12 protein-coding genes and 3 tRNA genes are annotated in these 12,375 nt (G+C 44.8%); 6 read left to right on the plus strand and 9 right to left on the minus strand.

All coding sequences use genetic code 11. The annotated features are described in order from the left end of the window. Window positions 1–8: 8 nt before the first annotated feature. On the minus strand, window positions 9–983 hold the full coding sequence (locus tag WBS51_RS05025) for a GTP pyrophosphokinase (protein ID WP_173748327.1): 975 nt from the start codon (window positions 981–983) through the stop codon (window positions 9–11). Between the two features lie 240 nt (window positions 984–1,223). On the opposite strand from WBS51_RS05025, the gene trxA reads away from it, so the two are divergent. Together trxA and trxB are read left to right on the plus strand one after the other, a co-directional pair. After that, entirely contained in the window at window positions 1,224–1,538 is a 315-nt protein-coding gene (trxA, locus tag WBS51_RS05030) for a thioredoxin (RefSeq protein WP_173748325.1), read from the plus strand. 15 nt (window positions 1,539–1,553) lie between these two features. Beyond that, entirely contained in the window at window positions 1,554–2,486 is a 933-nt protein-coding gene (gene trxB / locus WBS51_RS05035; protein ID WP_226853496.1) for a thioredoxin-disulfide reductase, read from the plus strand. Window positions 2,487–2,532: 46 nt separating this feature from the next. On the opposite strand, the gene glyA is transcribed toward trxB, so the two are convergent. Then, complete coding sequence (glyA, locus tag WBS51_RS05040; RefSeq protein ID WP_173748323.1) at window positions 2,533–3,771, minus strand: serine hydroxymethyltransferase; 1,239 nt, start codon at window positions 3,769–3,771, stop codon at window positions 2,533–2,535. Window positions 3,772–3,856: 85 nt separating this feature from the next. Beyond that, window positions 3,857–3,929: transfer RNA gene (locus WBS51_RS05045), tRNA-Phe, on the minus strand. A 245-nt stretch (window positions 3,930–4,174) separates the two neighbouring features. Between WBS51_RS05045 and WBS51_RS05050 the strand changes: the two genes are divergently transcribed. The 4 genes from WBS51_RS05050 (at window position 4,175) to WBS51_RS05065 (ending at window position 6,588) form a co-directional block, all read left to right on the plus strand. Continuing rightward, a complete protein-coding gene (locus WBS51_RS05050) occupies window positions 4,175–5,515 on the plus strand; it encodes a MurT ligase domain-containing protein (RefSeq protein ID WP_173748321.1) in 1,341 nt (446 codons plus the stop codon). Then, a complete protein-coding gene (locus WBS51_RS05055) occupies window positions 5,512–6,234 on the plus strand; it encodes a type 1 glutamine amidotransferase (protein WP_173748319.1) in 723 nt (240 codons plus the stop codon). The genes WBS51_RS05050 and WBS51_RS05055 overlap by 4 nt, the downstream gene beginning before the upstream one ends. 207 nt (window positions 6,235–6,441) lie before the next feature. Next, window positions 6,442–6,512, plus strand: a tRNA-Gly gene (locus WBS51_RS05060). 3 nt (window positions 6,513–6,515) lie between these two features. Further along, window positions 6,516–6,588, plus strand: a tRNA-Gly gene (locus WBS51_RS05065). 72 nt (window positions 6,589–6,660) lie between these two features. Here WBS51_RS05065 and WBS51_RS05070 read toward each other — a convergent pair. The 6 genes from WBS51_RS05070 to WBS51_RS05095 form a co-directional block, all read right to left on the minus strand. Then, a complete protein-coding gene (locus WBS51_RS05070) occupies window positions 6,661–8,094 on the minus strand; it encodes a HAMP domain-containing sensor histidine kinase (protein WP_294462858.1) in 1,434 nt (477 codons plus the stop codon). After that, window positions 8,085–8,771 (minus strand): response regulator transcription factor, encoded by a 687-nt coding sequence (locus tag WBS51_RS05075; protein WP_173748315.1) that lies wholly within the window; start codon window positions 8,769–8,771, stop codon window positions 8,085–8,087. The genes WBS51_RS05070 and WBS51_RS05075 overlap by 10 nt, the downstream gene beginning before the upstream one ends. Further along, window positions 8,768–9,529 carry a lantibiotic immunity ABC transporter MutG family permease subunit gene (locus tag WBS51_RS05080; protein ID WP_173748313.1) on the minus strand — a complete coding sequence of 254 codons (762 nt, stop codon included), beginning with the start codon at window positions 9,527–9,529 and terminating at the stop codon, window positions 8,768–8,770. Before WBS51_RS05080 ends, WBS51_RS05075 begins: the two co-directional genes overlap by 4 nt. Next, window positions 9,526–10,305, minus strand: coding sequence for a lantibiotic immunity ABC transporter MutE/EpiE family permease subunit (locus WBS51_RS05085; RefSeq protein WP_173748311.1), 780 nt, complete (start codon window positions 10,303–10,305; stop codon window positions 9,526–9,528). The genes WBS51_RS05080 and WBS51_RS05085 overlap by 4 nt, the downstream gene beginning before the upstream one ends. Then, window positions 10,292–11,005, minus strand: a complete 714-nt coding sequence (locus WBS51_RS05090; RefSeq protein WP_291683006.1) for a lantibiotic protection ABC transporter ATP-binding protein — start codon at window positions 11,003–11,005, stop codon at window positions 10,292–10,294. Before WBS51_RS05090 ends, WBS51_RS05085 begins: the two co-directional genes overlap by 14 nt. A gap of 107 nt (window positions 11,006–11,112) precedes the next feature. After that, entirely contained in the window at window positions 11,113–12,363 is a 1,251-nt protein-coding gene (locus WBS51_RS05095; protein ID WP_173748307.1) for a redoxin family protein, read from the minus strand. Window positions 12,364–12,375 lie beyond the last annotated feature (12 nt).

A 12,375-nucleotide genomic window follows, 5' to 3' on the forward strand; every position in this document is an offset into this window, starting at 1 on the left:
TTATTATATTATAAGTAGAACTCTGTGTCAACAGATTTCTTCATATTAATAGAAATTTTTTGCTTTTCCTGCCATTGTCCTGTTCTTTCCCGTATGAGCATGGGAGTGCGGTCTTCGAGGTCTTTTTGTCCCAGGCACAATTCATTGCACACAAGCACCAGATTGTCCACCGTCAGGGGAATCCCCTCGGACAGACTGCTGGCAAAGAAACGCATGGGAATTTCCCTTGGAGAACGGTAGATTCGCTTCACCAGTTCCGTATCCTTCTGAAGAAATTCCAGCAGTGGCACCGAAATCCTTGGATTCTCAAAACGCAGGCGGTACTTATTCCGTATCATGGCTTCTATCTGCCTGTTTTTATAATTCTGATAAGCCAAACGCTCCAGAAGATTCACCATACTCCGGTCACATACCTCCAGCGTAGCATAAATTCCATTCAGTTCTCTGGAAAATTCATAGTGCTGCGCCCACTCTTCCTTGTGCTTATACCGCACGTCATGGTCTACCTCATGCCAACCCTCGGAAAAGGTGGTGCGAATCTGCACTTCAAAGGTCTTGTCAATGCGGTAATTGGTAAAAAGCTCCTCCGGGAATCGCTTTACAAATTCTTCCGGCATATGGCACACATAGTTCATACGCAGGGGATTAAATTCATTTACCTTTGGAATGTCTTCGTGGGAGTCCTTTTCGATGACAGAATAGGTGCTTTTCAACAGTTCCTTACAGATGGGAATATCGTCCATATAATACAGCACAATCCGAATTCCCGCGATATCCTGCAGCTTCTTATCCCGTTCCAGATACTCCTGCTTCTTCCACTCCAGCTTGTGCCAGACAGAACCCGCCTCCTTTACTCTGGCAAAAATCCGAAAATAAATTCCGCTTTTTTCTAATTTCTTCTGTATGGCATGTCCCAGCTCTTTTCCCAGGTTTTGGATTCCTTCCCGGTCCAAAAGCCCGGACAACTCTTCTATTTCTTTCATAAACTCTCCTCTTTTGCTGAAAACCTGTCGGCAATTACAGAGTTTCTCTGACTTAAACATTAGATTCTCTTCATTATATCAATTTCCACGGTCTTCGTAAATGTTTTTTCACTAAAATCGATGATTTTCTTTTACATAAAAGTGTGACTTTGTCACAGACTAACATCAATATTTATTTTATACTGCAAACATAGAAAACAAACACAAATTTAAAAATAAATCATAAAGGAGATTAAGATTATGGCAATTTTACACATAAACGAACAGGAATTTGAAAAAGAAGTACTAAAATCCGAAAAACCGGTGCTCTTAGATTTTTTTGCAACCTGGTGCGGCCCTTGCAAAATGCTGGGACAGGTACTGGAACAGCTTCAGGAAGAGCAGACAGACTATAAAATTGTGAAAGTAGACATCGACGAAAATCCGGAGCTTACCAGAACCTGGAATGTCACAACCGTACCGTCACTGTTTTTCTTAAAGGACGGAGAAGTGAAGGATTCCGCTATCGGTTTTCTCCCGAAACCCGTTCTGGAGCAGAAATTAAAGGCTTTATAAAAAAGAGAAAGGCGAATGACTATGACAAAAGAATACGATTTCATCATCATCGGGGCGGGACCGGCAGGCATGACCGCCGCCGTCTACGCTTCCCGGGCAGGACTGAAAACCGCTCTTTTAGAGAGCGGTGCGCCGGGAGGCAAGCTGCTGAAAACCAATGAAATCAGCAACTGGCCCGGCATCCTGCAGGAACCCGGCTCTCAGCTTGCCATGGATATGTTCACACATTCCACCAGCTTCGGAGCTGTATACGAATACGGAAAAGTGGTTTCCATCACGGACGGTGAAAAAAAACAAGTAGTCTGCGAAGACGGAACTATTTTCGCAGCCCCGGCAGTCCTTGTGGCTACGGGAACGAAAGAACGCCTCATGAACATTCCCGGCGAACAGGAACATATCGGACGCGGTGTTTCCTACTGTGCTGTCTGTGACGGCGCTTTCTTCCGTGACCGGGAAGTAGCTGTCATCGGCGGCGGAAACTCAGCCCTTGAAGAAGCGGTTTATCTGACACAGTTTGCTTCTAAAGTCTATCTTATCATGCGCAGAGACGTCTTTCGAGCAGACAAAATCGCCGTAGATGCCGCAAAAGAAAATGCAAAAATTGAAATTATCCAAAAGGCTGTTCCTAAAGAGGTTCTTTCAGAAAACGGAAAAGTCAGCGGTCTGAAAATTGCAGATATCTCTTCCCAGGAAGAAAAAATATTGCCTGTTTCCGGTATTTTTCCTTATATTGGTGCAGACCCGGTAACTGATTTCTTAAAACCTCTGGGAGTGCTGGATGAACAGGGCTATATGCTGGTCGATGAATCTATGGAAACTTCCGTTCCCCTGCTTTACGGGGCCGGCGATGTATGCCAAAAAGTGCTGCGGCAGGTGGTAACCGCTGCCAATGACGGAGCCGTTGCGGCGCAGGACGCTTTTCACAAAATCAAACTGACCAACCACTGAGCATGCTTTGCAAAGACCGTTTTCAAAACTTCACACACAATTGGTTTTATGCATTCAATGGATATTTATCGGTCAGTTCTTTTACGATTTTCTTTGCTTCCTCTTTACGGCTTCTGTCTTTTACCATAATGGCAATAGCTTCTGCAATCTTATCCATATCCTCTTCGTTCATACCTCTTGAGGTTACGGCTGCGGTGCCCAGACGGACACCGCTGGTTACGAAAGGAGACTCCGGGTCATTGGGAATGGCATTTTTGTTGCAGGTAATATTCGCCTCATCTAAAAGATGTTCCATCTCTTTTCCTGTAACGCCTGTTCCTCTTAAATCCACCAGCATGAGATGATTTTCTGTCTTGCCGGACACAATCTGAATACCTCTCTTTAAAAGTCCCTCACACAGCGCCTTTGCATTCTTCACAATTCCCTGCTGATATTCTTTGTACTCTGGCTGCAGAGCTTCTTTAAAACAAACGGCTTTCGCGGCAATGACATGCATCAGGGGGCCTCCCTGAATACCAGGAAACACTGCTTTATTGAAATTAAACTGCTTTGCCACCTCATTGCTGCTCATAATCATACCGCCTCTTGGTCCCCGCAGCGTTTTGTGCGTAGTCGTAGTGGTCACATGGGCATAGGGAATGGGACTCGGATGCAGACCTGCTGCCACCAGACCGGCAATATGAGCAATATCTACCATAAGATAAGCGCCAACCTCGTCTGCGATTTCCCGGAATTTCTTGAAGTCAATGATTCTGCAGTAAGCGCTTGCCCCTGCAACAATCATCTTCGGCTTTGCTTCCATGGCAATTTTTCGTACCTCTTCATAATCAATGACACCCTCTTCGTTAACTCCATAAGGAACAATGTTAAAATATGCACCGGAAAAATTGGCCGGACTTCCATGGGAAAGATGACCGCCGTGAGCCAGATTCATCCCCATCACCGTGTCACCTGGTTTCAGCATAGCAAAGAAAACTGCCATATTGGCCTGTGCACCGGAATGGGGCTGCACATTGACATACTCGCACCCAAACAGTTCTTTTGCTCTTTCCATGGCAAGCTGCTCTATCTCATCTACACACTCACAGCCTCCATAATACCGCTTTCCCGGATAGCCTTCTGCATATTTGTTGGTGAGAGGGCTTCCCATAGCAGCCATCACGGCTTTACTCACCCAGTTTTCTGAGGCAATCAGCTCAATATGCGAATTCTGACGCTCTACCTCTTTGCAGATACAATCTGCAATTTCAGGGTCTGTGTTTCTGATTTCTTCCAATGAATACATCGTTTCCATCCTTCCTTTCTGCTTTATCATTCTTTATACCAAAGATATTTGTCTTCTACACAAAGACATTTTGGTTATAAAAAAATGCCCAGAGCCGGAATCGAACCAGCGACACGAGGATTTTCAGTCCTCTGCTCTACCAACTGAGCTATCTGGGCTTTTCGTATATTGCTGTCTTACAGCAACAAAGCAATCTTATCATATGCGCCGGGAAATTTCAACCATTTTTTCTCATTTTTCCGTTCTTTTTTGCGGAGTTTTTTCAAGGGATCGTTTTTTCCCCTATCTGCTGGCATTGATTTTAGTTGTACTCTCTCTCCAGTTTATGTATAATGAATCATGAAAAACCACAATACTATTCTCACAATTTATGTTGTGAAAAAGCAAAAGGAATGAATTGACTATGAATATACGAAGACTTTTCGCGGTGTGGAGCGCCCACATCATCAAAACCGCCTGCCGGCTCACAGGAAAGCAGGGAGTGACGCTGGCCGGAAAAGCGGCTCTTGCCATTTATCCGCCTATTCTCAAAGAACTGGCCAAAGAAGTAAAGCAGGAAATCTTTGTAGTCTGCGGCACCAATGGAAAGACAACCACTAACAACCTTCTGTCCTCTGTTTTGGAAGCCAATGGCAAAAAAGTGGTCTGCAACCGCACAGGTTCCAATATGTTAAACGGGGTAGTTTCTGCCTTTGTGCTAAATGCAGGATTTACGGGACATTTAAAAGCGGATTATGCCTGTATTGAAATTGACGAAGCCTCTACAGTACGCGTATTCCCTCATTTTCAGCCGGACTACATGGTGCTCACCAACCTGTTTCGGGATCAGCTGGACCGGTACGGGGAAATTGACATTACCATGAATCTGTTGTCAAAAGCCATGAAAATGGCCCCAAAAATGAAGCTTTTATTTAATGCAGACGATTCTCTCTCCTCCTACCTGGCTCTGGAAAACGAAAACGCCCGGGTATCCTATGGCATCAGCCGCCCGGTGCTTGCAGAAGAAAACAGCCGGGAAATACGGGAGGGACAGTTCTGCAAATGCTGCGGAGCGAAAATGCAGTACAACTTTTATCACTACAGCCAGCTGGGCGATTACTACTGTTCCAAATGCGGCTTTAAACGCCCCATACCGGATTACGATGGAGAAAACATTTCTCTTTCCAATGGCATTGCCTTTGATGTAAAGGATTTTCATATTAAAACCAATTACCGGGGCTTTTATAATGTATACAATATTCTGGCAGTATATGCTGCTGCTTCTGTGGCAGGCATTCCTCTGGACAATTTTAATAAAATTCTGGGGGACTACACCCCACAGTTCGGCAGAAACGAATTGTTCCAGATTAGAGGAACCAAGGTCATGCTGAATCTGGCAAAAAATCCGGCAGGTTTTAACCAGAACATTTCCGCAGTGATGACAGACCAAACACCAAAAGACATTATCATTCTCATTAACGACAACAGTCAGGACGGCACAGACGTTTCCTGGCTCTGGGATGTGGACTTTGACCGATTAAAAGATACCCATGCGGCTTCTATCACGGTCTGCGGTATCCGTTTCCGGGACATGCAGCTTCGTTTGAAATATGTGGACATTCCCTGCGAGGCAGAATCGGACATTGAAAAAGCCATTTCCGCCAAAATCGAAAACGGTGTGAAAAATTTATACGTTCTGGTAAACTATACGGGACTTTACACCACACACAATATTTTGAAGAAAATGGAGGGCAGAAAATCATGAAACTTACTATCGGGCATCTATATCCTGACCTTCTGAATCTGTACGGAGACCGTGGAAACATTCAGTGCATGATGAAACGCTGTGAGTGGAGAGGCATTGAAGCGGAAACCATAGAATTCGCCCTGGAGGATTCTGTAAATTTCTCTTCCCTGGACATTGTGCTGCTGGGCGGTGGTTCTGACCGGGAGCAGATGATTGTGTGCAGTAAACTGCGAAGTATTCAGGAAAATTTTAAATCCTATGTCGAAGACGGCGGCAGTGTTCTGGCTGTCTGTGGCGGCTATCAGCTTCTTGGGCATTATTACAAAACCGAGGAAGGTACCATTGAAGGACTTGCCCTTGTGGATTTGTACACAGAACAGGGCAGCCCAAGACTCATTGACAACATTGTTCTGGAAAATCCGGATTTCGCCCTTCCCATTGTGGGCTTTGAAAATCATGGAGGACGGACATACATCGGAGACAACAAACCTCTTGGAAACGTGCTCTACGGACACGGAAATAACGGAGAAGACGGCTGTGAAGGCGTTCTCTACAAAAACGTCGTGGGAACTTATCTCCATGGCCCCCTTCTGCCAAAAAATCCCCATCTGTGCGATTACCTGCTTTCCAATGCACTGAAACGGAAATACGGAACTGCAGAACTGTCTCCTCTGGATGACAGCCAGGAGGAAGCGGCTAACCGCTATATCTATGAACGGTTTGTAAAGCAACCGTAATTTATGCTGAGTCCTGTAAAATAAAAAATCATATACGGAAAACAGGCGGCATTCTTCCTCCGAGAGGCCGTCTGTTTTTTAAATTATATGTATTATATACACTTTTTGAAAAATTCAAAAATTTTTTTCAAAAAAGTGTTGACATTTGTTTCTTCCTGGTGTATGATAAACAAGTCTTAAGCGAGCAAGACAAAAACAAAATAACCTGCGGGTGTAGTTCAGTGGTAGAACACCAGCCTTCCAAGCTGGATATGTGGGTTCGATTCCCATCACCCGCTTATGCGCGAGTGGCTCAGTTGGTGGAGCGCGACCTTGCCAAGGTCGAGGCCGCGGGTTCGAGTCCCGTCTCGCGCTTTTTTTATTTCTTAAAAACCGGTCATTGGAACAAATTTCCTATGACCGGTTTTTTCATTTATGAAAAAGCAGCTACTTCCACCTGTGCCAGACTTTCACCCAGGCACCTCCGCTCTCTCTGTTCCCAATTTCCACCGAACCGCCCAGCACCTGAGAAAGCCGCCAAACAATATACAACCCCAAACCGGAATGTGCCCCTTCGCTGGAACGTGCTTCATCTCCGCGATAAAATTTTTCCATGGCTTTTTCCATATCCTTCAAGGTAAATCCTTTTCCCGTATCTTCAATAAAATAAAAAATACATTCCTCATCTGCCTCTGCCCTTATTTCAATCCGTCCTCCCAAAGGCGTATACGCGATGCTGTTGGACACCACATTGTCCAGAATCCTTTCCAGTTTCTTTTTATCTGTTTCTATCCGCGCTGGCAAAGTCTCTGAAAAAACAAGCTGTATGGAAATTTGTTTCTCCCTTGCCTGTATTTCATAGTCTTTTTGTTTTTTCCAGAGGAACTCCCGCAAGTCCACCTGATTTTGGTCTATGTGAATGTCGGGAGAGGTAATCTCCGAAGTATACTGCATTTGTTTCACCAAAGAAATACTCTTTTCTATGTTTTCTTCAATGACTGAAAGGTATGCGCTCTGCTCCTGATCTATCTCCGTATCATCTTCCATAGCTTCTGTATAAGCCTTAATAATAGAGAGGGGCGATTTCAAATCATGGGCCAGCGCTTCTACCGTCTCTGTCCGCTCCTGCTCCATCTTCCATTGACGGGACAGAGATTTTTTTAATTCCTCCTGCATGGAAGAGAAGGCTCTGCATAATTGCCCCAATTCATTGTCTGCTGCATAGGAAATCTCGAAATTCAGATTTTTCCGCTCTATCTGCCGGGCTCCTTCTTCCAGCATACGCAATGGCTTCGTCAGATTCCCTGCAAATCTTCTGGAAAAGAGTGCGGTAAACAAAATCATATAGAAAAAAGGACAGCTCAAAACGCAAAACAGCGCTATACTTATCCAGGCTTTCCCACTGTTTACCACAGACAGACGCAAGCCATAAACAAGCGCTACCGCACCATCGATTTTTCCGGCGCTGTCAATCACAGGCACAATATACACATAATGATTTCCCACTTTTGCCGTTGTATTTATTTTCTCATACATCTCTTCTTCCGAAGAAAAAATCGTTTCTTCATAAGTGCCATACAAAAACTTGCCCTGACGGTCTACTGCCTGATAAAAAAAGTCTTCTCCCTGCACCAGTTTATTCAGTTCCTCTTGCTGCACCGCCGACATTCCGCTCTTTTGCTGTCTTTGCAGATACTCCTCAATCTCAGGTATCTGCTGTTCATAATAATTTTCCGGATAAATACTGCCTGTTCCCTCTGCAAACAAAAACACAAAAACGGCCAGCACATACGTCAAAACCGAAGTCAAAATCGTAGAGACAAGAATTTCCACAAGATTCATACGAAATTGAGCAACAATCGACATTTTTTTCAGTTCCATTTATATCCAATCCCCCATACTGTGGAAATATACTGTATTCCGGATTCCGCTTCAGCAAATTTTCCCCGGATTTTTTTAATCCGTTCTACCACCGTTGTATTATCTCCGGTTCCATCATATCCCCATACGCATTCGTATATCTGTTCTTTGGTGAATACCTGCCCTGCATGAAGGGCCAGAAATTCCACAATGTCATACTCGGTTCTGGTAAGAGGAATTTCTTTTTCTCCAATCCGAACACTCCTCCCCTGCATATCCAGCGTGAGATTTCCGAAGTACAGTCTGGTGCGCTTTCTTTCTACCTGTATACACTGCATACGTTGTTCCCTGCGTAGATTTGCCTCGATTTTTGCCATCAATTCCCGTATACCAAAGGGTTTCGTAATATAATCATCTCCCCCAAGGGCAAAACCTTTGAGTTTATCTGACTCCGACTGCCTTGCACTCAGAAACAGAATGGGACAATACACCCGTTCCCGGATACTGCGGCATACTTCAAATCCATTCATTTTGGGCATCATGATATCCAAAAGAATCAAATCCGGAAAATGTGCCGCCAATTTCATACCTTCTTCACCATCCTTAGCCGTCAAAACCTCATGACCGTTTTTCTTCAATTTTTTATCCAGAAGAGAAACTAAATCTTTCTCATCATCAATTATCAAAATTCTACTCAACGGTTTCCACCTCGTCCTTCCCATTTTTCAAACCAGAGCATGCTCCCTGCCAGAATAAGCACACTAAGCACGAGACTCAATGCAAAGGCCAGTACAAAGGGTTTTTCTGCTTCTGTGCGCATATTCTCCGGAAACATAGAAAAGGCCATAGGAAACATCGCCATTTTCACCGGATAAGTCCACGGAACCGCATACCAGATATGGTCTCCCAAAGATGTGCTCCCCAGAAGAACTGCCAGCAGTAAGCCGCAAATCCCAACTCCCACAGAAGCTCCCATGCCAAATGCGAAACTTATCCACAAATGAACTGCTAAAACGGGGAGCACTCCACATACGGCCAAACAAGCAGCCGTCAAAAACAGCCCCACTCCCCTTTCCTTCTGCAAAAGAAAACACAGCCCTGTACTGATTATCAGTGTAGTCAAAAAGGTACTGCCTGTCAAGAAAACCAATGCTGCTGAAAATTTTCCCAGATATAAACTGCTTCTCTTTCTACTGCACTGCAGCAATCCATAAAAATTTCCTGCCTCTTCCTCCTCATGAACCAGAATACCTGTCAAAATTCCCACACCTAATGGGAGAAGCACCGCCGACCATATAAGAAAAAATCCCTGGTAAAAAAAGGCCAGCGAAAAACTGTTTTTCCTGTAGGCCGCATATCCCAGAACTGCCAAAGAGCAAAACAAAGGTATCAGAAGTACCAGCCTGTGAAGGATGGTGTGTCTGGTTTTCATCCATTCAGCTACAAAGATTCTCATGCCACCTCCCTCCTCTCAAACCAAATTCCCGTAAGAAGTGTAAGTACCAAAAATATTCCCAAAGAAAGGACGGTTCCTGCCCAAATAACAGAAGCATTTCGCAGGGGACTATCCGGCGAAAGCAGCACGCCATTGGGATGTACCCCAATAATCGGGCACATAAGTCTCACAGGCCAGCTCCACGGACAAAATACCCAGTATTTTTCAGGTGCCAAAAACACCCCCGCAAACATTCCCGCAAATCCCATACCAAGGCTTACGGACATTCCACCTGCTGCCGCTGCCCAAAGCTGTATGGGAATCAGCGCGAGAGAAGTCAGCCAGCAAAGAAGAGCGCCCGCCACAATACGTGCAAAAGGCATAATTCCCTGCGCTGTGAAAAATCCTGTCACCACCGTCACCAATATGAGCACCAGGGAAGAAAACAGAGAATAAACCGCCATTCCGCCGATTTTCGCGATCCACTGCCGTCTTGGTGGGTTTGCGTGAATCTGCAGCACGCGCCAGTTTCCGGCCCGCTTTTCCTGCCAGGCCACTAATGTTCCAAAAAGTCCCATACCAAGGGGCATAAACAGAAAAGACCACCAGTTGAAAACCAGTGCCAAAAACACAGCCCAGCTTGTTCCTGTATATGCCATTTTCTGGGCCTGTGAACTATTTTCCATAATCATGCCAATGACAAAGGCATAAACAGCAAAGAACAAAGGAATCCACACAATTAGTTTTCCGGTAAATGTTCTGCGATATTTTAAAAGTTCTGCTTTAAGCTCTTTCATGGTTCTTTCCCCCTTTTAAAATGACTTCGTTAAAAAACTGTTCCAGATTCTCCTGCGTATCCGGCACACCTTGAAACAATAAGCGTCCCTGGCTGATAATACCAATTTCATCCACGACTTGAGATACCTCAGATAAAATATGGCTGGACAGAATCACCGTGATTCCCTGCCGTCCGAAAGAAGCTATCATCTCCCGCAGTTCCTGTATGCCAAAAGGGTCAAGTCCATTGGTGGGCTCATCCAAAATCAACAATCTGGGATGATTTAACAAAGCAATTGCTATCCCCATACGCTGCTTCATCCCCATAGAAAACTGGGCAGTTCTCTTTTTCCCTGTATCTTTTAAATCCACAATCTCAAGCACTTCCTCTATCCGTTCCTTTGGCAGCCCCATTAAAGTCGCATGTATCCCAAGATTCTCTCTTGCCGTCAGATTTCCATAAAGTGCTGGTGCTTCTATCAGAGCCCCAATCTCAGAAAGCATTTCTCTTTTCCATATCTTTCCGTCAAAAATCACCGCTCCACTGTCTGGCCTCAGAATCCCAGTAAGCATTTTGAGTGTTGTAGACTTTCCGGCCCCATTCGGCCCCAAAAGTCCATAAACACCATTTCTTGGAATCTTCAAAGAAATATCGCTGACAGCCTGCTGTCCTTTATAACTTTTTGTTAAATGTCTGGTCTCCAAAATCCAATCCTTCATAATATAAAATCCTTTCTGTAAATAGCTTTATTTCCTATTTACAGAAAGGATTCTAACACAGAAAAATAACCAAACCATAACAATGGAATTTTTTCTGCAAAACTTCTCTATTCTCTTTTCCCTTCCACCGTCTGCCGGATAATGCTTCGCATCATATCCTCGCTTAACTGTCCGCTGGCATATCCGAACACGTTTCCCTCCTTGTCAATCATAAACGTCGTAGGAAAAGAACTGATTCCATAAGCCATAAACATTTCTCCCGTGGTATCCATAACTACCGGGTAAGTATATCCCATTTCCTCCAAAAAGGCTGTTATGCCCTCCTGGGACTGCTCCTGCCCCCAGTTTGGCGCCGCGATTCCCAGAATCACCAGGCTGTCATCTCCTTTTTCCTGATATTCCTCATAAATTTTCTGAATATCAGGCATTTCCGCTTTACAGGGGGGACACCAGGTTGCCCAGAAATTCAAAAACACGGTTTTCCCTTTATATTCTGAAAGGGTGTGGGTATTGCCATACTGGTCTTTCAGCGTAAAATCTACAGCCGGTGTAACAGTTTCTTCTGTACCTGCAGATGTATTCTCTTCTTCTGTCTTACTCTCCTCTTTTTCCTGAACCGTATCTGCCGGCACTCCGGACAAATATCCGGTAACGGAATTCATCTTTCCGGTAAACATCAAAACTCCCATGAGAACCATCAAAACACCGCCCGCTTTCACAGTATAGCGCACGGCCTTCCCGTGACTTTTAAAAAATTCCAGGACTGTGGAGGTGAAAAGTCCCACAGCCAGAAACGGAAGTACAAATCCTACTGTGTACACACCAATAAGCAGAAATCCCATGCCACGGGTACTGGCAGAAGCTGCCATAAGCAAAACACTGGTAAGCGCCGGTCCCACACAGGGCGTCCAGGCAAAGCTGAAGGTAAATCCCATAAGCAGCGCCGTTATGGGGGACATGGCCAATACGTTCAGCTTCAGAGGCAGCCTTCGCTCATTTCCCAGAATCTTGCTGCTCCCAAATACCCCTAACTGATACAGCCCCAGAAACACTACCAGAATCCCGCCGATTCTGGCAAACAAAGCCTGGTTGCTCTTAAAAAATTCTCCCATAGCAGAAAATCCCAGCCCCAGAAGAAAAAAGGCAAAACTGACGCCGATTACAAAACAAAAGGTATGCAGCATCACCTTGCTCTTTTTATAATGCATTTTCCCGTCTTCGCCCATGGTGCCTGTTCCACCTGACAAATAGCCGATATACAGGGGAATCAGGGGAAGAATACAGGGAGAGAAAAAGCTGATAAGTCCTTGCAGAAACACCGTGAAAACCGGCACACTGACATCTAAAGAAAATCCCATATTTTACCTCTT

This window comes from Blautia acetica (genome assembly GCF_038739805.1).
Classification (GTDB): domain Bacteria; phylum Bacillota; class Clostridia; order Lachnospirales; family Lachnospiraceae; genus Blautia.

Excerpts from the sequence above, each read along its gene's own strand:
- WBS51_RS05085 (WP_173748311.1), bottom strand. The coding sequence starts at position 10,305 with ATGAAAGAGCTTAAAGCAGAACTTTTAAAATATCGCAGAACATTTACC.
- trxB (WP_226853496.1), top strand. The coding sequence starts at position 1,554 with ATGACTATGACAAAAGAATACGATTTCATCATCATCGGGGCGGGACCG.
- glyA (WP_173748323.1), bottom strand. The coding sequence starts at position 3,771 with ATGTATTCATTGGAAGAAATCAGAAACACAGACCCTGAAATTGCAGAT.
- WBS51_RS05090 (WP_291683006.1), bottom strand. The coding sequence starts at position 11,005 with ATGAAGGATTGGATTTTGGAGACCAGACATTTAACAAAAAGTTATAAA.
- WBS51_RS05025 (WP_173748327.1), bottom strand. The coding sequence starts at position 983 with ATGAAAGAAATAGAAGAGTTGTCCGGGCTTTTGGACCGGGAAGGAATC.
- WBS51_RS05080 (WP_173748313.1), bottom strand. The coding sequence starts at position 9,529 with ATGAGAATCTTTGTAGCTGAATGGATGAAAACCAGACACACCATCCTT.
- WBS51_RS05050 (WP_173748321.1), top strand. The coding sequence starts at position 4,175 with ATGAATATACGAAGACTTTTCGCGGTGTGGAGCGCCCACATCATCAAA.
- WBS51_RS05055 (WP_173748319.1), top strand. The coding sequence starts at position 5,512 with ATGAAACTTACTATCGGGCATCTATATCCTGACCTTCTGAATCTGTAC.
- WBS51_RS05095 (WP_173748307.1), bottom strand. The coding sequence starts at position 12,363 with ATGGGATTTTCTTTAGATGTCAGTGTGCCGGTTTTCACGGTGTTTCTG.
- trxA (WP_173748325.1), top strand. The coding sequence starts at position 1,224 with ATGGCAATTTTACACATAAACGAACAGGAATTTGAAAAAGAAGTACTA.
- WBS51_RS05070 (WP_294462858.1), bottom strand. The coding sequence starts at position 8,094 with ATGGAACTGAAAAAAATGTCGATTGTTGCTCAATTTCGTATGAATCTT.